Annotated in this window: 21 protein-coding genes; 10 read left to right on the top strand and 11 right to left on the bottom strand. The window is 37.6% G+C overall.

What is annotated here, in order from left to right:
• Nucleotides 1-145: 145 nt before the first annotated feature.
• A complete protein-coding gene (locus tag EG365_RS18310) occupies nucleotides 146-952 on the bottom strand; it encodes a type 1 glutamine amidotransferase domain-containing protein (protein WP_000049441.1) in 807 nt (268 codons plus the stop codon).
• Between the two features lie 199 nt (nucleotides 953-1,151).
• Nucleotides 1,152-2,162 carry an alpha/beta hydrolase gene (locus EG365_RS18305; protein ID WP_000685011.1) on the bottom strand — a complete coding sequence of 337 codons (1,011 nt, stop codon included), beginning with the start codon at nucleotides 2,160-2,162 and terminating at the stop codon, nucleotides 1,152-1,154.
• A 191-nt stretch (nucleotides 2,163-2,353) separates the two neighbouring features.
• On the opposite strand from EG365_RS18305, the gene EG365_RS18300 reads away from it, so the two are divergent.
• The 4 genes from EG365_RS18300 to EG365_RS18285 all read left to right on the top strand — a co-directional run bounded on the left by EG365_RS18300 (nucleotide 2,354) and on the right by EG365_RS18285 (nucleotide 6,065).
• Nucleotides 2,354-2,776 carry a MarR family winged helix-turn-helix transcriptional regulator gene (locus EG365_RS18300; protein WP_000662197.1) on the top strand — a complete coding sequence of 141 codons (423 nt, stop codon included), beginning with the start codon at nucleotides 2,354-2,356 and terminating at the stop codon, nucleotides 2,774-2,776.
• 198 nt (nucleotides 2,777-2,974) lie between these two features.
• Nucleotides 2,975-4,219, top strand: coding sequence for an NADH:flavin oxidoreductase/NADH oxidase family protein (locus tag EG365_RS18295; RefSeq protein WP_000862284.1), 1,245 nt, complete (start codon nucleotides 2,975-2,977; stop codon nucleotides 4,217-4,219).
• A gap of 8 nt (nucleotides 4,220-4,227) precedes the next feature.
• On the top strand, nucleotides 4,228-5,295 hold the full coding sequence (locus EG365_RS18290; protein WP_000180173.1) for a saccharopine dehydrogenase family protein: 1,068 nt from the start codon (nucleotides 4,228-4,230) through the stop codon (nucleotides 5,293-5,295).
• Between the two features lie 194 nt (nucleotides 5,296-5,489).
• Nucleotides 5,490-6,065, top strand: coding sequence for a dihydrofolate reductase family protein (locus EG365_RS18285; protein WP_001228602.1), 576 nt, complete (start codon nucleotides 5,490-5,492; stop codon nucleotides 6,063-6,065).
• Between the two features lie 161 nt (nucleotides 6,066-6,226).
• Here the strand turns inward: EG365_RS18285 and EG365_RS18280 are convergent, their stop codons facing one another.
• The gene (locus EG365_RS18280) at nucleotides 6,227-6,643 is read right to left on the bottom strand and encodes a MerR family transcriptional regulator (protein WP_001026785.1); all 417 of its coding nucleotides are present in this window, start codon (nucleotides 6,641-6,643) and stop codon (nucleotides 6,227-6,229) included.
• Nucleotides 6,644-6,795: 152 nt separating this feature from the next.
• Here EG365_RS18280 and EG365_RS18275 point away from each other — a divergent pair, with 152 nt between their 5' ends.
• Nucleotides 6,796-7,488: a type 1 glutamine amidotransferase domain-containing protein gene (locus tag EG365_RS18275; RefSeq protein WP_000044203.1), complete on the top strand. Its 693-nt coding sequence runs from the start codon at nucleotides 6,796-6,798 to the stop codon at nucleotides 7,486-7,488.
• Nucleotides 7,489-7,579: 91 nt separating this feature from the next.
• Here EG365_RS18275 and EG365_RS18270 read toward each other — a convergent pair whose 3' ends face one another.
• The 6 genes from EG365_RS18270 to EG365_RS18245 all read right to left on the bottom strand — a co-directional run bounded on the left by EG365_RS18270 (nucleotide 7,580) and on the right by EG365_RS18245 (nucleotide 12,580).
• Nucleotides 7,580-8,785, bottom strand: coding sequence for an NAD(P)/FAD-dependent oxidoreductase (locus EG365_RS18270; RefSeq protein WP_000044139.1), 1,206 nt, complete (start codon nucleotides 8,783-8,785; stop codon nucleotides 7,580-7,582).
• 158 nt (nucleotides 8,786-8,943) lie between these two features.
• Complete coding sequence (locus tag EG365_RS18265; RefSeq protein WP_000323484.1) at nucleotides 8,944-9,492, bottom strand: RrF2 family transcriptional regulator; 549 nt, start codon at nucleotides 9,490-9,492, stop codon at nucleotides 8,944-8,946.
• 198 nt (nucleotides 9,493-9,690) lie between these two features.
• Complete coding sequence (locus tag EG365_RS18260; protein WP_000155962.1) at nucleotides 9,691-10,710, bottom strand: MBL fold metallo-hydrolase; 1,020 nt, start codon at nucleotides 10,708-10,710, stop codon at nucleotides 9,691-9,693.
• Nucleotides 10,711-10,848: 138 nt separating this feature from the next.
• Nucleotides 10,849-11,418, bottom strand: a complete 570-nt coding sequence (locus tag EG365_RS18255) for a TetR/AcrR family transcriptional regulator (protein WP_000113716.1) — start codon at nucleotides 11,416-11,418, stop codon at nucleotides 10,849-10,851.
• 184 nt (nucleotides 11,419-11,602) lie between these two features.
• Entirely contained in the window at nucleotides 11,603-11,899 is a 297-nt protein-coding gene (locus EG365_RS18250; protein WP_001277233.1) for a putative quinol monooxygenase, read from the bottom strand.
• 39 nt (nucleotides 11,900-11,938) lie between these two features.
• Entirely contained in the window at nucleotides 11,939-12,580 is a 642-nt protein-coding gene (locus EG365_RS18245) for a hydrolase (RefSeq protein WP_000200064.1), read from the bottom strand.
• Between the two features lie 152 nt (nucleotides 12,581-12,732).
• On the opposite strand from EG365_RS18245, the gene EG365_RS18240 reads away from it, so the two are divergent.
• From EG365_RS18240 to EG365_RS18230, 3 genes are all read left to right on the top strand, one after another.
• Entirely contained in the window at nucleotides 12,733-13,659 is a 927-nt protein-coding gene (locus tag EG365_RS18240; protein ID WP_000845355.1) for a LysR substrate-binding domain-containing protein, read from the top strand.
• 187 nt (nucleotides 13,660-13,846) lie between these two features.
• The gene (locus EG365_RS18235; protein ID WP_001032872.1) at nucleotides 13,847-15,289 is read left to right on the top strand and encodes a glucose/sorbosone family PQQ-dependent dehydrogenase; all 1,443 of its coding nucleotides are present in this window, start codon (nucleotides 13,847-13,849) and stop codon (nucleotides 15,287-15,289) included.
• 235 nt (nucleotides 15,290-15,524) lie between these two features.
• Complete coding sequence (locus EG365_RS18230; RefSeq protein ID WP_000093483.1) at nucleotides 15,525-17,363, top strand: monovalent cation:proton antiporter-2 (CPA2) family protein; 1,839 nt, start codon at nucleotides 15,525-15,527, stop codon at nucleotides 17,361-17,363.
• A gap of 44 nt (nucleotides 17,364-17,407) precedes the next feature.
• On the opposite strand, the gene EG365_RS18225 is transcribed toward EG365_RS18230, so the two are convergent.
• Both EG365_RS18225 and EG365_RS18220 read right to left on the bottom strand, forming a co-directional pair.
• Nucleotides 17,408-18,088, bottom strand: coding sequence for a hypothetical protein (locus EG365_RS18225; protein ID WP_000276396.1), 681 nt, complete (start codon nucleotides 18,086-18,088; stop codon nucleotides 17,408-17,410).
• A gap of 262 nt (nucleotides 18,089-18,350) precedes the next feature.
• Complete coding sequence (locus EG365_RS18220; RefSeq protein WP_000340494.1) at nucleotides 18,351-19,733, bottom strand: amidohydrolase; 1,383 nt, start codon at nucleotides 19,731-19,733, stop codon at nucleotides 18,351-18,353.
• A 909-nt stretch (nucleotides 19,734-20,642) separates the two neighbouring features.
• Here EG365_RS18220 and EG365_RS18210 point away from each other — a divergent pair.
• Both EG365_RS18210 and EG365_RS18205 read left to right on the top strand, forming a co-directional pair.
• Nucleotides 20,643-21,191 (top strand): TetR/AcrR family transcriptional regulator, encoded by a 549-nt coding sequence (locus tag EG365_RS18210; protein ID WP_001180448.1) that lies wholly within the window; start codon nucleotides 20,643-20,645, stop codon nucleotides 21,189-21,191.
• Between the two features lie 247 nt (nucleotides 21,192-21,438).
• Entirely contained in the window at nucleotides 21,439-23,184 is a 1,746-nt protein-coding gene (locus EG365_RS18205) for a ShlB/FhaC/HecB family hemolysin secretion/activation protein (RefSeq protein WP_000956371.1), read from the top strand.
• Nucleotides 23,185-23,205 lie beyond the last annotated feature (21 nt).

Genomic DNA, 23,205 nt, shown 5'->3' with positions numbered 1-23,205 from the left:
AGGTCAAGCTTTTTTATTAGTATTTTAAACTTTATTTAAAAAGAAAATTAGAATATAAAAAATAAAAGATATGATTTTTTATGAATTAAAAAAGAGAACCAGAATATAAAATTCTGGTTCTCTTTTTTTAAAATATTTTAATAAATTAATTAAGAGTGCTTAACCGTTTAACAACAGCTTCGGCAATTTCTTTACTAGATTGAGGGTTTTGTCCAGTAATAATTCTATCATCTGATACTACATATGAAGTAAATGGAAGAAAGCCTTGTTTATATTTAGCGCCATGGTTAATTAAGCTATTTTGTAAGGAAAATGGAACTTGAGATTTAATTCCAGACAAAGTTTCTTCTTTATTAGCGAACCCAGTAACAGTTCTACCTGAAATGAGTGGTTTACCATTTTCACCTACCAAAGGTAATAAGCCTCCCACGCCATGACAAACCGCTGAAACGATACCACCTTGGCGGTAAATAGTTTCACTAATATTTTTTAGTTCCTTATTATCCGGGAAATCCCACATTGTTCCATGTCCACCCGTATAATAAATTGCTTTATAGCGTGTTGGATCGATACTACTTGGTGCCAAAGTGTGGTTTAAGCGATACATAAACTGACGATCTGCTAAAAGTTTTCGAGCTGATTTATCAACGTAAATAGGCTTCATACTACGTTCATCAAGTGGTACAACTCCACCTTGAGGACTGACAAAATCCATGTCATAGCCAGCAGCTTTAGCGACATCATAAAAATGAGTTAATTCAGTAAGCCATAAGCCAGTTTTATCTGAACGAGTCGGATAGGCTGAATGATTGGTCATAACGACTAAAATTTTACCTTTGCTTTTAGCCATTTCTTGATTTTGTACTTGGTCAGATGCATTTGCATAGCTTACTGATAAAAAAGCCATAAAAAAGGCAATCAACCAACGCTGAAAACTCCAAACTTTAGACACGGTAAGCTCCTCATATTTACCTATTAGGAATGCTAAGATTAAAGTTAGGTTTAAGGTCAAGTTTTTTTAAAAAATGACCGATGAATGGAAAAATGATTAGTCAGAGATTAGGAAGTTAATGATTCAGGTAAATTATAAAGAAAGCATGATGACATGCTTTCTTTATAAGATTTACATTAATTAGCACCGCACTAAATTATTATTTCAAATGCTTTTGAAGTTCAGATCCAGCTTGTGATAACGCAGTTTTCACAGATGGTTCGTTGCTTAATGGATTTAAAAGACCATAGTCATGAATCAAACCGTTATAACGAGTTACAGTCACTGGAACACCCGCTTTATCTAAGTTACGGCCAAAAGCTTCACCTTCATCACGTAATACATCTAATTCAGCTGTTTGAATTAATGTAGGTGGGAAGTCTTTTAACTGTTCGCTTGTAGCACGAAGTGGTGATGCCAAAATATTGTTGCGATCATTGGCATTGGTTGTGTAGTTGTCCCAGAACCATTTCATCATGTTCTTAGTCAAGAAGTATCCTTTTTCATACTGATTGTAAGAAGCATTGTCGAAACCAGCATTGGTAACAGGCCATAACATTACGTTGTAACGCACTTTTGGACCGCCAGATTGTTTAATCTGAAGAGCAACAGCAGCCACCATGTTGCCGCCAACGCTATTACCTACTAAAGCTAGACGGCTACCATCAACACCAATTTCTTTACCATGTTTAGCGACCCATTTGGTTGCTTCATATGACTGATTAATTGCTACAGGGAAATGAGCTTCTGGGGAAGGCGTATAGTTAACATATACAGCCGCTGCACCAGACTCGCGAACTAAATCACGAATTAAGCGTTCATGAGTAGCAAAGTCGCCTAACACCCAACCGCCACCATGGAAGAACATAAATACAGGAAGAACGCCTTTAGCATTTTCTGGTTTAACAATTTTTAGTTGAATGCTTTGACCATTTATTTGAATTGTTTTCTCTGAAACTTGTGCTGGCGGAAGTTTTGCTCCTTTTTGTGCACCGATTAAAACTTGACGAGCTTCGTTTGGAGTCATTAATTCCATTGGTTTACCGTTACCCGAATTGAGTACGTCTAGGAATGCTTGTACACCCACAGTCGGAGTAGGAGTATTGATAGCTTCAGCTGAAACAGCTGTAGTGAAAAGAGCAGATGTTAATAAAGCTGTTGCGATTTTCATGGTGAAAACTCACTTTAAGTTAAAAATTTGAAATACAACTTTGAGCCAAGGCTTTTCGTCCAAGATCAAGCTGGTTCTATCGAAAGCTCAGTTCAATAAGTATCTTGTGTATATAATACTTGCACGCAAGATACTTATGGTCAAGAATTATTTATAATAATTTTTAGATAATTTTATTTTTTGGTTTAAATATGAAAGAAAACAAGATATTAGGTGATAAACTCTGTTTTTCGCTTTATTCAGTAGCGAATGCACTTACGCGGCAGTATCGTCCATTACTTAAAGATTTCGATTTAACTTACCCTCAGTTCATCGTTCTTTTAGCTCTTTACGAAGAAGATGATATTTCCCTAAAAGAACTCAGTGAAAAGACCTTATTTGACTCAGGCACCTTAACGCCGTTGGTTCAAAAACTTGAAGCAAAAGAGTTTTTGAAGAGGGTATCAATCAAAGAAGATGAGCGGGTAAAAAAAGTAATATTGACGGACAAAGCTTTAGAGATAAAAGAAAAAGTGATTGATCTACCCAATCAGTTGCGATGTTCAATGCATATGAATGATGAGGAGCTGACTATGCTGAGAAAGCTTTCTTTGAAATTATTGGAAGATTTATAAAGTTTTCTTTAACTGAAAATAATTTTTATCTGCAAATAGTTTAAAGCTTTAAACTTTAAAAAAAGAGGCATCTGAAGGCCTCTTTTTTACATAAAAAATTAATGAATACAACTCTTTAAATAGGGGAATAATAAAAGGTATTGACATTAAAGTTAGCTTTAATCTTAAAGTAAAGCCATACTGAATGAGGTCATTCCAATGAAAGTGTTCGAAAAATTAGTATTCCCAAATGGCTCATATGTTCCTAACCGTATTGCTAAAGCAGCAATGGAAGAAAACATGGCTGATTTAAACCATGCACCATCAGAAGAATTAATGCGTTTATATCAGGCTTGGGCAAATGGTGGCGTAGGTCTAATCATTACCGGAAATGTAATGGTAGACCGCCGAGCAATGACTGGACCGGGCGGCGTAGTGCTTGAAGATGAAAAGCATCTAGATACTTTTAAAAAATGGGCACAAATTGGGCGCTCAAAAGGTGCTCAGATGTGGCTTCAAATTAACCATCCGGGTCGCCAAATGCAAGCCAATCTTGGTCAGCAGACGTGGGCACCATCCGCTATTTCACTTGATCTTGGCAAAATGTCAAATCGCTTCAACACGCCAATCGAAATGACTGAATCTATGATTGCAGAAGTGATTCAGCGTTTTGCAAACACGGCGCGTTTAGGTGAAAAAGCAGGGTTTACCGGTGTGGAAATTCATGCAGCACATGGTTATTTATTAAGTCAGTTTCTTTCTCCACTGAGTAATAAACGCCAAGATCAATGGGGTGGTTCTTTAGAAAACCGCGCTCGCATTTTAATTGAGATTGTTGAAGCTGTTCGTAAAGTGGTTTCGCCTCAGTTTACTGTTGCAGTAAAACTGAACTCAGCCGATTTCCAACGTGGTGGGTTTAGCGCTGAAGATGCTCAACAAGTGGTTAAAATGTTAAATGAGCATGCAGTCGATTTGGTTGAACTTTCAGGCGGTAGCTATGAAGCACCTGCAATGCAAGGTCAAGCACGTGATGGCCGTACACTTGCTCGTGAAGCTTACTTTTTAGAATTTGCGCAAGAGATTCGTAAAGTTGCCAAAATGCCTGTTATGGTGACAGGTGGGATACGCCGTAAACAAGTGGCAGAGAAAGTGATTGAAAGTGGTGTAGATATGGTCGGTATTGCCACAGCTCTAGCAATTGAACCTAATTTGCCAAATGCTTGGAAACAAGGCCAGAATCTTACTCCTGAGTTAAAACCAATTACTTGGAAGAACAAAACACTTGCTTCACTTGCCAATATGGCTATGGTCAAATTCCAGTTACGTAATTTAAGCGCAGGTAAAAAAACAAAACCAAATGTTTCACCAGCTTGGGCTTTAATTTTGCAACAATCAGCTATGTCATGCCGTACTCGCCAATACAAAAAAGGCATGCGTGACTATTATTTGCTTCTTAATAAGTGAGTTGTGTTATGACAAATGCGAACGATTCAAACTGGATAATTTATGGAGCAAATGGCTACACGGGCGAGTTAATCGCTCGTGAAGCTGTACGCCAAGGTCTAAAACCAACTTTGGCTGGTCGTAACAAAGCTAAGGTTGAAGCACTTGCTCAAGAGTTGGGGCTTGGTTATAAGGCTTTTGGGCTCGATAACGTGGATGCGGTAAGTGAACAACTCAAAGGCTTTAAACTGATCATGCACTGTGCAGGGCCATTTTCCGCGACATCGAAACCCATGATGGAAGCTTGTATAAAGGCAGGTGCTCACTATCTAGATATTACGGGCGAAATCTCAGTATTTGAGTTGGCACAGTCACTTAACAGCCAAGCCGAAAAAGCCGATGTTGTGCTTTGTCCAGGTGTTGGTTTTGATGTGATTCCGACAGATTGCGTTGCCGCTGCGCTCAAAGAAGCTCTGCCAGATGCGACCCATTTGGCGCTTGGTTTTGATTCAAAAACAGGGCTTTCACCGGGTACGGCAAAAACAAGTACAGAAGGTATGGCCGAAGGCGGCAAAATTCGTAAAAACGGAAAAATTACCACTGTTCCATTAGCACATTATGTCCGTACTATCGATTTCGGTGATGGTAAAAAAAGTGCTATGAGCGTTCCGTGGGGAGATGTATCTACAGCGTTTTATACAACGGGTATTCCAAACATTGAAGTATTTGTTCCTGCGCCTCCCAAAATGATTTTTGGTGCGAAAATGATGAACTGCTTCCGCCCTGTATTAAAACTCAATGCCGTCCAAAAGTTTATTAAATCACGTATTGAAAAAACGGTTGTTGGACCAAATGAGGAACTCCGCGCGAAAGTACCCACCTATGTTTGGGGAGAAGCAAGAAATACGCGTGGGGAAATAAAAACCGCCCGTATCCAAACGGAAAACGCTTATAGCCTTACCGTAAATGGGTCATTGACTGTGGTGAATTATTTACTCAACAATACCGTTAAAGGCGGTACATATACACCTGCAAAACTGATGGGTTATAAGCTAGTGACCGAGTTACCGGGTTCTGGTCCGCTGGTCATTAATTAAAAGCTTTTATTAAAACAGCATGTTTATAGATCGTCCCGAATAAGGAGTCATTCTTGTTCGGGGAATTTATAAATATTTCAAAAGAATACAGTGCATAAGTATAAGAAAAACAGAAAACAAAATACTCCATAAGAAATCATATAAATTGAATATACTAAAAACGATAAATTTTTTATAACAAAGGAATGAGAATAATGAGAAAACTCATACTATTTCTACATGCATCGCTTGACAGTTTTGTTGAAGGGCCAAATGGGGCAATGGATATAGGTTGGATTGCTTACGATGCCGATTTGGCAAATCATGCAAATAAAATCTTGAACTCTGCTGATACGGTAATTTGGGGACGTGCGACATACAAGATGATGCATAATTATTGGCCAACTATGCTTTCAAATCCAGAAGCTTCAGAGCATGAACGAAATCATGCAGAATGGATTGAAAAGACAGAGAAAATCGTTTTTTCAACCACATTAGATACAGTTGAATGGAATAATTCCCGACTTGTAAAAGACCATGTTGAAGAAGAAATTAATAAACTCAAACAGCAACCGGGTAAGGATATGGTGATTTTGGGTAGTCCACGGTTCGCGCACTATCTGATGCAACTTGGTTTAATTGATGAATATAAAATTACAGTTTCGCCCGTGCTGCTTGGTAGTGGCTTGCCACTATTTCAAGGTATTGAGCAAAAGACCAGTCTTAAACTCATTGAAAATAAAACGTTTGCTTCTGGAGCTATCGGTCTTCACTATCAAAAGATAAGCTGATTTTTTCTATAACATGTATATAAAAAAACGAATTACTGATTAATTCTGTAATTCGTTTTTTAAATTTATGAAATGCTACTTAATCGCTTGAATTACTTGGTTGATAACAATACGTATCGTAGTTTCAATGTGAGAAGCCTTAACTCGTTTTGAACTTAAAACTAGGGTGTTTTTACCTTGTCAAAATACAGATTCATAAGACGTTCTGCATTTTGCTCACATGTAATTTCATCAGGTTTGTTGTTGATTGCATCAATCATGGTATGTAAGTTTTGCTTACTGATTTTTAGCTTTTGTTCTAAAAGCTCTATTTCCTGAATTTTGGTTTCAATCGTTTGAATAAGGGCATCATGGTCCCAAACAGCAACTTTCGAGGGCAAAAATGCTTTAATTTCTGCTAAAGAAAACCCGACTTGCTGAGCTTGCTGAATTAAAGAAAGTTGTTTCAAATCGTTATCGGTATATTCACGATAGCCATTCGATTTCCTTTTGGCTTTGGGTAAGAGTTTGATTTGCTCGTAATAACGAATTGTAGGGGTACTTAAACCACTTAGTTTTGATAACTCGCTAATATTCATAGCCACATACTCTCTTGACATTCAAGCTAACTTTAGACTTATAGTAACATAAAAGCAAGGTTCATAACTTTACCAAGCACACGTTTTCAGTAACAACTTTCTATGCTTTGATTGATAAAAGATAGAACTATAAAGAAGAATGAGGTGAGAAAATGTCTAAACGTATATTACACATCGTGACCAATGTTTCACGCTATAAGGATGTAGATCAACAAACAGGACTGTGGTTAGGTGAGCTCACCCATGCTTATGATGAGTTTGAAAAGCAAGGCTATATACAAGATATTGTCAGCCCAAATGGTGGAAAAACTCCAATTGAACCAAAATCGCTTGTGCCTTTGGTGGCGGATAAATCTGTTAAAGACCGAGAAAAAGATCAAGCTTTTATTACGCTGCTGGCAAATACTTTTAAGCCTTCCGACATTAATTGGCAAGACTATGACGTGATCTACTATACGGGTGGTCATGGTGTAATGTGGGATTTTCTAGATAACCCTGAACTGCAAGAAATCACCAAAAATATTTATGAAAAAGGCGGTATTGTTTCGAGTGTTTGTCATGGCTACTGTGGCTTGCTCAATGTCAGACTTTCAAATGGTGAAAGACTTATAAAAGGCAAAAAGTTAACAGGCTTTGCATGGAGTGAAGAAGTTTTGGCAGGGGTGGCAAAAAAAGTGCCATATAATGCCGAAGAGTTAGCGAAAGAATATGGTGCTCGTTATGAAAAGGCTTTTATTCCTTTTGCACCGTATGTCGTTCAAGACGGTAAGTTAATTACGGGGCAAAACCCGTTTTCAGCTAAAAAGACAGCTTTAGCGATAATAGAAGAGCTAGAAAAGTCATAATTTAATGATTCAAATATAAACCCTAAAAGCAAAACAGCGATGGGCTTGCTTTTAGGGTTTTAAATAAATGGATTGGTGTAAAAAATTAAGCTTAAGGAACAATCACAAAATCAGGGTTTGCTATTGCAAAAACTGCTTCATGGTCTGCAACTGGTGGATAAATCCAAACAGTATTAATTTCCTGTTTAATTTTTTTCGCTTCTTCACGCACAAATTGAACTTGTCGATCCCAACCTTCAGTATAAAGTGCGCCCCAAGGACCCAAGTCAACACAAGTGACATACTTTGGTTGGCTGTATGGATGAAGTGGTAAATCAACCAATTCTGCCGCAGCGTTATAACCCGCCACACGGCCTAAGCTCATAGCATGCTGACACGACATCACATTAAAATTGCCTAAATCATCGGTTGGAACTTTTACAGTATCGCCAGTCACAAAAATGTTTTTTGCTTCAGGTGCATGTAAATAAGCATCCCCAATCAAACGGCCTAAATTATCTTTTTCACCAGCAATTTGAGAAGTGAGGGGGTTAGCCCGCATGCCGGCAGTCCAGATCACGGTTTCTGTTTCAATTTTTTCGCCGTTAGAAAGCGTTACGCCAGTGGCATCTAGCGCAGTAACTCTTAGCCCAGCTTTACCTTCAACACCGAGTTCGTTAAGGGCCTCTCGAATAACAGTCGCAGCTTGGTCACCCATTGCCGCACCAATGTCTGTCGAGGAATCAACCAAAACCACACGGACATCAGTTTCACCTAAAATGCTACGCAAACGTTCAGGCATTTCGGTCACGGTTTCTAACCCAGTAAGACCACCCCCAGCAACAACTACAGTGTTACGTGCCGCATTTGCAGGTTTATGGGCTAAGTTTTTAAGATGTTGGTCCAGTTTTTCAGCATCTTCTAATGTATTTACGCTAAATCCATATTCTTTTAGACCTGGTATAGGTGGCATAAAAGTCGTACTTCCGGTTGCCAGAACAAAACGGTCATAGCTTAAATTTTGCTTGTTGCCATCGGTGGTTGCAACTTCGATAGTTTGTTGGTTGACATCAATTTTATTTACCCAACCTGCCAGAAATTTAACCCCAACCACGCTTAATAACTCTGAAATATCAGGGTTCATGTTTTCAAGCACAGCTTCATAAAGACGAGGACGAATCCCGACATTTGGACTAGGGGAAACCATCATCACTTCAATGTTTTGTTCTTGTGATGCTAAATGGATTGCTCTTTGTGCAGCGAGTGCAGCCCATAAACCTGCAAAGCCAGAACCAGCAATAATAATACGCTTACTCATTGGATTATCCTTTTGATCGATTTTTCGGACAACACGTTCCAGCTCATCATAAAATTTAGGGTGAGCGAATCCATTCTCTGATTGTCCGAAAAAATCTGAGAAGGCGTTTAAAACGGATTAGGGATGTTTTACTTTAGTATTTGAGGGTTATTAGCTCATTAGTCGGGAGTATCCCGCGATATTTTACTTTTCCGCATTTTTGCTGTTCTTCCTTCAATGCGTTCATTGATCCAACCATTTACATCACTAAAAAATACGTCAGGGGCATAACGGCCAAAACGGTCTGCAATATCGCCAAGTGTATGAGCACCTAATGCGTCTCGCATAGCTTTTTCGGCTTGTAGCATGACAGCATGTACGGCACACACACCACTGGTTGCCCAATCTGGTGGGGCATTGTTAAAGACTGCACATTTACCGCGAACTTCTTGACACTCAAAAAGCGGTTTTTCAGCTTCGATTGCATTCACGATATCTAAAAAGCTGATTTCGTGAGCAGATCGAGCCAGTAAATAGCCGCCGCGAACACCTTCTTGAGCAACAACCAGACCTGCCTTTTCAAGTTTAGGAAAAATCTTGGCCATAAAACTCGGAGAGACTCCTTGTAATTCAGCAAGATCCTTACTACTCAAAGGTTTATCTTCATTGTTCACAAGAAAAAGAAGACAGTGAATCGCATACTCGACGCTACTAGTGATATAAGCCATTTAATTTCATAATTGATCAACTATAAACACAGACTAATGTAGTCTGTGTTTTAAGTCAATAATAAAACTGAGACAAAGTTTGTCCTAGTTTTATTTGGAAGTGGTATTGAGGCTAGATGTGTAGGGTATATAACTAAATTTAAATACCTTTAAATTGAAATTTAATAGGATAAATAATTTAAAAAATTATCGGAAAACTTACGAACGCCACCAATAATTTTCAATATTTGGTTCCTCTAAGTTCAATAATTCACCCATTTGCGGTGTGCTAATCGCTAAATTATTTTGTTGAGCCAAAGCGACGATACGTTCAAAAGGGTCGTCCCAAGCATGAAGTGCCAAGTCAAAAGTACCGTTGTGCACAGGCAACAAATGACGTCCTTTTAAATCGATATGAGCTTGTAAAGTTTGCTCTGGTTGCATATGAACATCGGGCCATTCGGGGTCGTAAGCACCAGTTTCTAACATGGTCAGATCGAAAGGACCGTAACGATGCCCAATCTCTTTAAAACCGTCAAAATATCCCGTGTCACCGCTAAAAAATACACGTAAGTCATTATCAATAATCACCCACGACGCCCAAAGCGTCGCATTGCTATCACCCATTCCACGGCCTGAAAAATGATGGGCAGGGGTAGCCACCAGTTCGAGTCCATCTACATGTGTGGTGTCCCACCAGTCGAGCTGCTGAACCTTTTCTGCTGGAATTCCCCATTTAATAAGGGTGTCGCCTACACCAAGTGGTGTTAAGAAATGCTCAACTTTATCGTTAAGCTGCATGACCGCATGGTAGTCTAGATGGTCGTAGTGGTTATGCGACAAAATCACGCCTTTAATGGGTGGTAAGTTTGCAATACTAATCGGTGGTTGGTGAAAACGTTTTGGACCAATCCATTGAAAAGGTGAGGCACGCTCCGAAAAAACAGGGTCGGTTAACCAAAACTCATTTTGCAGTTTTAGTAAAATAGTTGAGTGGCCCAAACGAAATAGAGAGCGGTCAGGCGCACTTAATAATTGTTCTTTTGACAAACTTAGAACAGGAATTTCTCTGTCTGGAACGGTATCCTTGGGTTTGTTAAATAGAAACTTCCACATGAGTTGAAGCGTTTTGCCAAAAGAAGGCTTGTGTTGGTTTGGACGTGTATTTCTAAATTTGCCATTGTGTTGCTGAGATGGCATTAGGGGAGAAGATAAGTCTGTTGTATTTGAAATAGTCATCTTATTTTTCCTTATTGGAACAAACCTAATGGGCAAATAAGAACTTGAACTAAGTGCTTATTTCGATTCATTTAAATGAGTATTTACTCACTCATTAATCCATTCAAAAATAAGGACGCCGTGCATCCTTACTTTAATCTATATTGAAACTGCATGCCAAAATGCTTCAAAACCAGATTTGCGGTAACGCTCGGCTTGAGAAGGGTCTTGGGCAATAAAATTAAGTGTAACTTCGGCAAGCGCACCTAAAATTGAAGCAATAAATAACGGCGGGTAATCTCTTAATTTGCCATCGTTAATACGTTCTTGAATGTTTTGAGTCAGGTCACAAAAGGTTTGCATACCAATTTGTTTACTTTGCTCAGTAATTTGTTCCGATGTTGAAAGCTGTGCCATCACTTTACGTTTAAGGGGAGCTTCTAAACTCCAGTCCAAATAGCTTTGCCAAATGTGCGACATTTGTGTTTGCAGGTCAGCGTTAGTGGGGTAACTAAGCATCATCACCTGACGTAACTCAGCCTTTAGTGAAAGATATAATTGGTTAAGCAGTTCTTCTTTATTACTAAAATAGGTAAATAAAGTACCTTCTGCTACGCCAGCAACTTTGGCAATTTTTGAGGTAGACGCACGCTCGCCAAGCTCTGCCAATGTTTCGATAGCAGCGCTTAAAATTGCATTACGTTTATCTTCACTACGAGGACGAGCCATATACAAATAAAATAATTGAGTGATTACTCAATCATAAATAAAAATGGAAATAATGCAAGCTAAATAAAAAGCTCTTAACGAAGGGGTTTTAATAAAAAAATTGACGGTCTTTCTTTATTTTAAATAAAAGTACCTCCTTAAAAGGAGGTACAAAAGATTAAAAATTTAATAATTTAAATTGATACTAAGCCAGCGCTTGAAGTCGATGAAAAAATTCTATTTTTTCAACATTACCCATGCCTTCTTTTTGAAAGTTTTGGATATGTGGTCCAAAATTATGATGATGTTCCTGATCTTTTTCACTAGCCCAATGTTCATAAAATATAAATAGACTAGGATCATTTTGATCTTGGAATAATTCATAAGTGATACAGCCGCTTTCTTTGCGGGATGGAGCTACCACTTCAATAAGATCACTTCTGACCTGATCAATCTTTTCTGGTTTTGCTCGAAGTCCCACTACTAAATAAACAGCACTCATTTTAATGTGTATCCTTTGAATAGGGACAATACAAAACTTTTATTCAGCTTTGTCGTAAGAGAATTGGATACCCGCTGTACCACCAGTCTCAATAAATAATTTCATAAATTGAGGTACAGTTTCTGAGCGTTTCCAATCACGTTGCAGTTCACAGAATAACTGAGCAACACTGATCATTTTGCCGCCTGCTTGTTCAATACGGCGTAAAGCAGCTTCATGCGCTGCAACAGAAGTACCACCTACAGCATCTACCACAACATATACTTCATATCCTTCAGCTAGGGCGTCTAGTGCAGGAAATGTTAAGCAAGCTTCAGTCCAAAGCGCTGTCATAATGAGTTTTCTACGGCCTGTTGCTTTTACGGCTTCTTTAAATTCGGTATCTTCCCAAGAGTTAATACTTGTACGGTCATAGGTAGGGTAATCTTTCAAAACTTTACTTAATTGTGGAATCGGTGGTTTATTTAAACCAGTCTTAACATTTACGGTTGAATGGATAATTGGCAAATTATAAACAATGGCAGCTTTTGCCGTGCCTACAATATTATTAATCAACAGTTGACGATCCATCGAAGCAATGGAGTTTACTTGAACCGGTTGATAATCAATGACAATAAAAGCAGAGTTTTCTGGAGTTAAAAGATGATCTTGTTTTGGGTCACGGATGTTTTCACTAGTCATTTTTTTCACCTTTATTAAATATAATTAAATAATACAAATATTATTTTTGTGCCATAAGTTTGGTCACTTATGAACTATATAATTAAGTGAGAAAGGACGGAACTACACAAAATTAGGCTAAAGAATCCTAAAATTGAAACAGTGGTAATTGCATGAAAACAGATTTAAATGATCTTTATTATTTTGTAAAAGTTGTACAACATGGAGGGTTTGCTTCTGCTAGTCGCGAAATTGATATTCCAAAATCCAAGTTAAGCCGCCGCATTTTATTATTAGAAGAAAGGTTAGGGGTAAGATTAATCAATAGAAATACTCGTCAATTTGATGTAACCGAGTTAGGACGAGAATACTATCATCAATGTCAAAATATGATTTTAGGTGCAGAAGCTGCACAGCAAGTCATTGAAAGAAATCAGGCAGAACCTTGTGGGGTAATAAGAGTCAGTTGCCCGCCTGCATGGTTATATGACCACATTGCAGATATGATTTCAAAATTTATGAGGTTGTATCCCCAAGTTAATATTCATCTTGAAGTAACCAATAAGAATATTGACCTGTTAAATGACGGAATAGATATCGCGTTAAGAATTAGATTTCCACCCTTGGAAGATTCCGATCAGGTCATGAAGATTTTTGCAAAAAATCCGCAATGTATAGTGGGGCATTGTGAGCTGGTCCAGCAACATGGTATGCCCGAAACCCCATTAGATCTATGTGGTTATCCTTCAATTGGGTTAGGTAACTCGGAACAAAAAAGTATATGGACACTATACAGCCGAGAGAATGGTAAAATCGAAAAAGTTATACATACACCACGTTTGATTGTGAACGACATGATTGGTGTACGAGATGCGGTATTAAGAGGAGTTGGGATTGCTCAATTACCTTTTGCCCTGATTTATAAAGAAATTGAGCGTGGTGAATTAATTAATTTAATGCCAAATTGGGAATTAAAAAATAGTATTATGCATGCAGTTTACCCCTCGCGAAAAGGACTATTGCCAAGCGTTCGAGCACTATTAGATTTTTTATCGGAGGAGTTCGAAACACTTATTAATGAAAGACCCGGTTTTGAATAATATTCAAGGCAAGTGAATTTGTTCTTAATGAGATTTGGTCTTCAACTCAAGATTAAGTCATTTTTGAGATAGTGTGTCTCATTAATATGGATTTTATTCGGTTTTTGATAATTTCATAATAATGAAAGTTTAACTACAGACTAAAGTGCTAAAAACGAAAGCATTAACTTTGAATACGGTGAAAATTATGAATAAACACTTATTACTAAACATTGCTTTTTTAGGTTCGGTCCAGCTTTTTACAATGTCTAATGCATTGGCTGATGTTCCCTTAACTCCAGCGCAATTTGCAAAAGCAAAAACTGAAAATTTTGAAAAGAAGGTTCTTTTATCAAATTTAAATAAACCTCATGCTTTAGTCTGGGGACCGGATAACCAGATTTGGTTGACTGAACTTGTGACAGGCAAAATCTTACGAGTAAATCCAGAAACAGGTGCAGTTAAAACAGTATTTCAAGTACCTGGTATTATTAATGATCCGCATGCACAAAACGGCTTGTTAGGTTTTGCATTTCATCCTGATTTTAAAAATAACCCATATATTTATATCTCTGGAACTTTTAAAAATCCTCAGGCAACAGACAAGAACTCTCCAAATCAGACAATTATTAGAAGATACATCTATAATAAATCAACAGATACCTTGCAAAACCCAGTTGATTTATTAGCAGGGTTACCTTCTTCTAAAGACCATCAGGCTGGTCGTTTAGTGATTGGACCGGACCATAAGATTTATTACACTTTGGGTGACCAAGGCCATAACCAGTTAACGTATTTGTTTGAGCCTAACTATGCCCAAAGTCTTCCAACCCAACAAGAATTAAAGAATAAAGACTTCCATGCCTATTCTGGTAAAGTCCTGCGTTTAAATTTGGATGGTAGTATTCCTCGTGATAACCCAAGTTTTAATGGTGTTACAAGTCATGTTTACACATTAGGTCATCGTAACCCACAAGGTTTGGCATTTGCACCAAATGGTAAGCTCTTACAAGCTGAGCAAGGCCCAAATTCTGACGATGAAATTAATTTGGTTGTTAAGGGGGGGAACTACGGTTGGCCTAATGTAGCAGGCTATAAAGATGACAGTGGTTATGCCTATGCAAACTATTCAGCCGCAACCAATAAATCTCAAATTAAAGATTTAGGACAAAACGGCATAAAAGTAGCGGCGGGTGTTCCAGTAACAAAAGAGTCTGAATGGACTGGTAAAAACTTTATTGCACCTTTAAAGACCTTATTTACCGTTCAGGATACTTATAACTATAACGACCCGATGTGTGGCGATATGACTTATATTTGCTGGCCAACGGTAGCTCCATCTTCGGCTTATGTTTATACGGGCGGTAAAAAAGCAATTCCAGGTTGGGAAAATACTTTGCTTGTTCCATCTTTAAAACGTGGGGTTATTTTCCGTATTAAGATGGATCAGACATATAGCACGACCTATGATGATGCTATTCCGATGTTCAAGAGTAACAATCGCTATCGTGATGTTATTGCAAATCCTGAAGGGAATACTTTATATGTCTTAACTGATCCGGAAGGTAATGTTCAAAAAGATGATGGTTCCGTTACAAACCAATTGGAAAACCCAGGGGCTTTAATTAAGTTTACCTATAAAGCTAAGTAAAATAATGACAAGAATCTAAAGGTATTCCTTTAGATTCTTTTGTATATCTATATAAGGTTATTGGTCTTTTTAACTAGTTGTAGAGGGTGCCTAATAATATTTAAAAAGTACTTTTTATAAGTTACTAAGAATGAAAGGCGTGCTTTTTTATATAGGAAATTACGTTTAATTTACAGTAAGGAGAGGGTGAGAATTTAAATAAATACAAAAAGATAAATCAAAAGATGAGTAGTATATGAGTTCAGAAGCACATTCAATTAGCTTGATTGCCCCTGTAGTTTTATTGGCGGCCGCGGTAATTGCAGTCCCTATTTTTAAACGTATTGGTTTAGGTTCGGTATTAGGTTATCTCATTGCGGGTCTGATTATTGGCCCTTTCGGTTTTGCATTTTTCCAAGATTCTACCGCAATCTTACATATTGCCGAGTTGGGCATTGTGATGTACCTATTTGTGATTGGTCTTGAAATGCAGCCATCACATTTATGGAGTCTACGACGGGAAATTTTTGGGCTAGGAACACTACAAATCATAAGCTGTGCTGTGGCATTAACAGGCGTAGGTTTGCTATTTGGTTTTACGTGGCAAGTTGCTTTTATCGGCGCAGCAGGGTTTGTATTAACATCGACTGCTATTGTGATGCAACTACTGGGCGATCGTGGTGACTTAACTCAGCCTCGCGGGCAAAAAATTGTAGCCATCTTATTATTTGAAGATTTATTGATAGTGCCATTACTGGCTATTGTTGCTTTTATGGCACCGAATCATGTGGTCGAAAGCACAGCGGTACGTTTAGAAAATATAGGAATTGGTTTATTAGCTATTGCGGGTCTGATTGCAGCAGGGCATTGGTTACTTAATCCATTATTTAGAATCTTGGCTGCCGCTAAAGCAAGAGAAGTGATGACCGCTGCCGCTTTGCTGGTGGTATTGGGTGCGGCATTGCTCATGCAAGTGAGCGGTTTGACTATGGCAATGGGCGCTTTCTTGGCTGGTGTGTTGCTATCTGAATCTACCTTTAGGCATCAAATTGAAGCTGATATTGAACCTTTCCGTGGAATCCTGTTAGGCCTCTTTTTCCTTGGGGTTGGCATGTCACTGGACTTATCAGTGGTTGCTCAAAACTGGCAGCTTATTGTAAGTAGCGTAATTGCTCTCATGTTTGCTAAAGCCATCATGATTTATATGGTCGCGCGAGTAACTAAGAGTTCTCATACTGAGGCCTTAGATCGTGCCTTATTGATGGCTCAAGGTGGCGAGTTTGCCTTTGTACTTTTCTCTGCCGCATTAAGTGAACAAGTCATTGATAGTACTATTAAATCAAACCTGACTGCTATTGTTGTACTTTCAATGGTGTTAACCCCCATTGTAGGTATTATTTTTAAGCGTTTTACTCAATCTAAGGCGAGTGTTTCATTAGAAAACATCAATATTGCCGAGGGTTTAACTGGTAATGTTTTAATGATCGGTTTCGGGCGATTTGGGCAGGTAACCAGTCAATTATTGTTGGCAAGAGGAGTAGACGTCACCATTATTGATAATAATACCGACATGATTCGAAATGCTGAAAGATTTGGTTTTAAAATTTATTATGGCGATGGTTGCCGTTTAGATATTCTACATGCGTCTGGAGCCGCAACTGCACAAGCAATTGTAGTATGTGTAGATAGTAAAGAAACTACCAATAGAATTGTAGAACTCGTGACTCATGAATTTCCGTTGGCAAAATTATTAGTTCGTTCATATGATCGTGAGCATTCACTACATTTAGTCAAACAAAAAGTAGACTACATGATTCGTGAAACTTTTGAGTCTGCCATTAAATTTGGGGGCGTTATTTTACAAGAACTAGGTGTAGATGAAGACGAGGTAGAGCGAATTACCGAAGAAATTCGAGATTTGGACAATGAGCGTTTTGAAACTGAAATTGCCGCCGATGATGTATATGCCGGAGCGGATATGCAATATACGCATGCACATCATCCGAGACCAACAGCACCATTAATTCGGCCAAAACAGGAAGGGCGTATTTTAAATAAAGATGATGCTTCGGATAATGAAAATATGGATGGGTAAACGCTCCAAAATTTTTAGGTGAAAATCTGGAGGTTAAAGAGTTGTTAACGACACTCATGGCTATAAGGAATCCGGTCGATTCTTTTTTGTAAAATTGACGGATTCACTACGCTTTCATACATTTGTCGGTACGTTAAACGATGATCTTCATTATTATGATAGTTAATTAGTTCGAGTAACTTAAGCCTATATTCTTTATGACCAGCGTGGTACATTGCCGCATAATTTCCCCATAATGCATATTGGTACCATAACTGTGCTTTAGGAATTAGATTTATTTCGTTTAAATAGCTGGACGCAGTTTTTTCATAACATTGCTTTATAAGTGATATATCTTTTTTCATCCTTTTTAAGAAAATACATTGCGTTTCTTGAAGCTTGGAATTATTAGCTTTCGTTAACATTTTTTCTGTAATGACATAAGCTTGTTCAAGGCAACCTAGACGAATAAGGATTTTCCTTTTAGTTTTTAAAATGGCTAAATTATCTTCATTAGATGGCATGGTATTTAATAATTTTTTTAATTTTAAATTGATCGATTTTTGGTCACTGTTGTTAGGTAAGTTATAAATAATATTGTTGTATTCATAAATATATTTATTAGCTGTTAGTTGGTGTTTCGGCATATATTCCTGATTATTTATAGTTAATGCAGAATCCTCACTAGTTTTATTGCAAGCAACCAGACCTATACTAATAAAAGAAAGTGCTAAAAATTTATACATTACAATTTTACCTATTTTATTAGTTAAGAGATTAATTAATAACATTAAAAAATAGGTATCAATATTGTATAATTTTTTACTATATATTCATATAGAATATAGCTGTTTTGATAAAATCAATTTAATATTGTTTTTCTTGTAATTTATTGTTTTTATGCATTGTTTTTATAATTTTAATTATGATTTATAAATAGAAATCTAATATTTTTATATTAATCGCTCACACCCATATAAAATGAGTGAAGCGATTAACTAATAAAAATTATTTCTTATCATCTCTCCAAGCTTTTTGTACCTGACTAGCGATAGCAGGATAATCCATAACAAAACGTATATGAGACTCAACACCTGTTTTTAAGGTTGCATCATCTACAATAAATTCTGGACTATGGTTAGGAGCTGCTTTACTCATATCTTGATTTTTAGGAGTCGCTCCGAGTGAAATATAAAGCGAGGGCATAAGCTTGCCATAGTGTGCAAAGTCGTCACTTGCACTTGCATTAGTCTCCATACGATGCAAATTATTTTTACCAACCGTGTTTTCTAATGTAGGCAAAATTAATTGAGTTAACATTTTATTGTTATAAGTTACAGGTGCATAAGGCGAGAGTTCAATCTCAGCTTTTACATTGTTTGCAAGCGCAGTATGAGTGACCATTTCAGGCAATTGTTGAAGAATATTTTGACGGATATCTTCGTTATTGGTACGAATAGTACCTTCCATATCAACTTCTTTCGGAATAATGTTGGCCGCAGTTCCGCCGGAAATATGTCCTACCGTTATCACGGCCATACCTTTAGTAAGATCAGAACGGCGACTGATCATCGTTTGAATATTATTAATAATGGCAGCAGATGCCACAATTGGATCTCGACCAGCCCATGGCATGGAAGCATGCACTTGCTGTCCAGTCAGTTTAATGCGGAATTCATCAGCACTGTTAAGCATAGCTTCATCTTTATAGAAAATGCTGCCACTTGGAATACCTGAAACGACATGGATACCAAACATGACTTCAGGTTCTGGCTTTTTAAGTGCGCCGTCTGTAATCATTTTTCTTGAGCCGATTTGGTCACCTTGGCTAAAACCAGCCAAATCAGCAGCTCCTTCTTCAGAAGGTTGGAAAACAAAAACAACAGTGCCCGCGAATCTATTCTTGTTTTCTGCAAGTATTTTTGCTGCACCTAATAGCATAGCCGTATGTGCGTCATGACCGCATGCATGCATAACAGGTTGTAACTCACCCTGATATTGTGCTTTTACTTTGCTTGCATAACTCAAATTTGTTTTTTCTTCGATGGGCAAGGCATCCATGTCTGCTCTTAATGCCATAACGGGACCAGGCAGATCGCCTTTTAAGATTCCAATAACACCAGTTTTTGCAAAACCTTTTCGAACTTCGATCCCATAAGACTTCAACTCATTTTGCACTAATTTTGAAGTGTTGAACTCCATGTTCCCAAGTTCTGGATGCTCATGAATATAATGGCGAATTTGAATAGTTTTTGATTCATTTTTAGAAACAGAGTCTTTAATCCAATCGGCAAAACTTGTCTGGGCGGTAATGAGTAAGGGTGTCACCAACAACAGTTTATGAAATCCTTTCATCGTCTTTTCGAAAGATTTATTAAATAAACAATCCATGTTTTGCCTCAATAGTCAGTTCTTATTTAGAGGAGAACAAACGGACAAAATGCCCGGTTCTCAATATTAAATTTTGTGATAAAGCGTATTTGGCGTTATGGCTATGCATGGTTCATATGTATATTCACAACCTAACATGTATATACAACTTTATGCATATAAAAATAGCTTATCTAATAAAAAAAATGCAATATTTATCTAATACTTCTTAATCATTTTTATTAAGTTAAGCTTATAGGCGTATAAGGGGACTTGGCGTATACAACATTTGAAAAAAATAGAGGCGGAGCTTGTACTTATAAAACAGTGTTCAATATTACTTTATATAATGTTTAGACAAAGTACCTAATACAATGAAAAACAATAATTAATTAAATAATTTCTAGCCAATTTCACATTGACAGCTCAAATATTGAAGATTACCATTTGCGGGCTGGCCTACATTGCCAGTCGGTTTTGACGGACCGATGATTCGACCACATCAGGATTATTTCTTCTGAGGAGTAGTCTTGTGTGCACCCCCGTTCCCTCCCGTAGCGGTAGGACGGGAGTGGGACACCTTCGGGTGTGCTGGATGTCGAACCCAGTCCGTCAACCTGCTTCCGTTCTGCCACCATAATTTATAATGCTTTGGCAGAACTCCCAAAAGAAGGAGTTGGCTATGCACGTTCATAAATTATCGGCAGTCACTGTCAAAATCTATCTCGACACAACTTAAAATTTTAAAGCAGTTTGATGAGCCATAGGCTTTTCAGGCTTTAAATCATTACGTCTAAAACTTAGCAACAATAAAACTTGAGATGTGCCAAGCACAGTCTTTACGGCTTTGCTGTGCCTTTTTTTCTCCCAGAAAAGGCACAGGCTTTTTAATCCCTTTTAGAAACAACAAGAATTTATAACGGTAAAACTATGCAAAATTTAAAAACTTCTTCCAAAAAATTACAGGTTATTCATACTGCCATACGTCTATTTGTTACTTATGGTTTTCATACGACGGGTGTAGACCTAATTATTAAAGAAGCCAAAATAACCAAGGCGACTTTTTATAATTACTTTCACTCAAAAGAACGGTTAATTGAAATGTGCATTGCTTTTCAAAAAAGCCTGCTGAAAGAAGAAGTACTTGCCATTATTTACTCAAGTCGTTACCGCACTTCAAAGGACAAACTCAAAGAAATTATTAACTTACACGTTAAATTTAATAGCTTATATTACCTTTTGCTTAAAGCCTTTTTTGAAATTAAACATATGTATGCGAGCGCTTACCGTATGGCGGTTGAGTATAGAAAATGGCTACTTCATGAGATTTTTGACCTCATTTTTAGTTTAGAAACTCATGCATTAAAACCCGATGCCAATTTGGTTTTAAACCTAATTGATGGCTTGATGTTCCAGATTTTAAGCTCAAAGAGTTTGGAAGAGAGGGATGTGGTGGTGGAGATGTTTCTGAAAATTTAATTATTTGATTTTCATCTAAATTATTAAGTTTTTATGTAGAATAAGTTAATAATTGAAGAAGAAGTTTCTTTGACAGATTTGTTCGGAAGTTAGCAAAATCATTCCTAATACACACTTAAAATAGGCTCAAGCAGTATAAATATTAATAATTACTGGAAATCTCATATTACATAAACATAGAGAAAAATTGAATAATATGTTTTTTTGTGTAAAATAAAGTTCTTATACGTACAATTCTGTATATGTGATGTTAACTAAGAACTTTATAACTTCTTCTATTATTCTTTTTGCGGGTTTTCACCAATATGTTTATGCGATTGAAGATGTCTCTTTACCCAGTCAGGTATTGCAAGATCAGCGTTTAAAAGAGCTCAACCAGCAATTACAAGACCAGCTTGCTCAGCAAACTCCTTATCAAAACACCAAGCCATTACAGGACTTTAAGCATCTGGTTGTTGAAGAAAGCCCATGCGTAACGGTTAAAGAAATTAGTCTTATCCCTTTAATTGGTCAGTCGGAATCTGACTTACAGCAATTTAACTTTGTGATTAAGGCCATAAAAAAACACCCACAGAATATTTTGGGTAAATGTATTGGTACCCAAAGTTTGCATAACATTGTGAACTATGCCCAAAACGAACTTTTAAAAAAAGGTTTTATTACCAGTCAAATTGTCGTGAGTCCGCAAGACTTAAATCATGGGAATCTAAACCTGAGTATACAAATCGGACGCTTAAATAAGATTGTTATACAAGAAGGAAAAATTTCCTCATTACAGCTTAAGACTGGGTTGCCATTTAAAGCTGGCGACATTGTGAACCTAAAAAGGCTCGATCAGGGGCTGGAAAATCTAAAACGTGTCTATGCGGTAGATATGCAAATTACTCCCGCAACTGCTCAAGATAAAGAATTAACGGGCTATAGCGATTTAATACTCAAACTTCAAGCACTACAAAAAGTTAATTTCAATTTAAGTGTAGATGACTCGGGTAATCAGGACACTGGTACCTATATGGGGAATATTGGGATAGGTATCAATAACCCGTTTCATTTAAATGATATTTTATCGTTAAATGTGAGTCACTCTTTAGATGACTTTCATGAAAGCTTAAACCGAAGTTATTTCATTAGTTATCAGTTGCCTGTTGGTTATTATGATTTAGGTTTTAGCTATAACGATTATCAATATAGACAAGGAACTGTAGCACCTGAATCTGGCTATCCAGTTATTTATCATGGTAATAGCCAACAAGCCAACCTGAATTTATCTCGTGTGATTAGCCGTAGCGGACAACATAAAACCAGCGTGTATGGAAAGCTTTATCATAAAGAAAGCCAAAGTTTTTTAAATGATATTGAAATTAATGTCTTACACCGTAAAACCTCAGGCTGGAATTTAGGCGTTCAACACCGTCAATATTTAGGAAATGCGGTATTAGACGGCAGCATCGATTACCGTCGTGGGATGGGGGTGGGTGCCCGAACTGCACCAGAAGAAAATATTACCGATGTTTACGGAAACCATCTTCCTGTTGAAGGTTACTCCCGTGCTCCACTTTGGAGTGCAGATCTGCGTTATACCACACCATTCCTTTTGCTTGATAAACCTGCCCAGTACCGACTTAACTGGCGTGGACAATATGCACCGAAAATTTTAGTACCCAATGACCGCTTTTATATTGGTGGGCGCTATAGCGTGCGTGGCTTTGATGGTGAGCTCATGCTTTCCGGAGATAACGGGCAGTATGTACAGCAAGAAATCAGCTTGAATGCACCAATTCCTAATACCCAGTTTTATATGGCAGTCGATCAGGGCTGGGTAAATGGCCGCAATAGCATACCGGGTCAGCGTTATTTACTCGGAAGTGTTTTGGGGCTGCGCACCTATCAAAATAGTTTTTATCTGGATGCCTTTACAGGTCGGGGGCTGATTGCACCTGACAGCATAAAGAAAGACTGGGTTACCGGTTTTAGTATCAACCTTTCTTATTAATTTACTTTAGAAAAGACTTTA

It is taken from the genome of Acinetobacter sp. FDAARGOS_494 (assembly GCF_003812225.1).
GTDB classification, from domain to species: Bacteria; Pseudomonadota; Gammaproteobacteria; order Pseudomonadales; family Moraxellaceae; genus Acinetobacter; species Acinetobacter baumannii.
The sequence above is the reverse complement of the archived record's forward strand: the minus strand, read 5'-3'. Positions and strand labels throughout refer to the sequence as shown.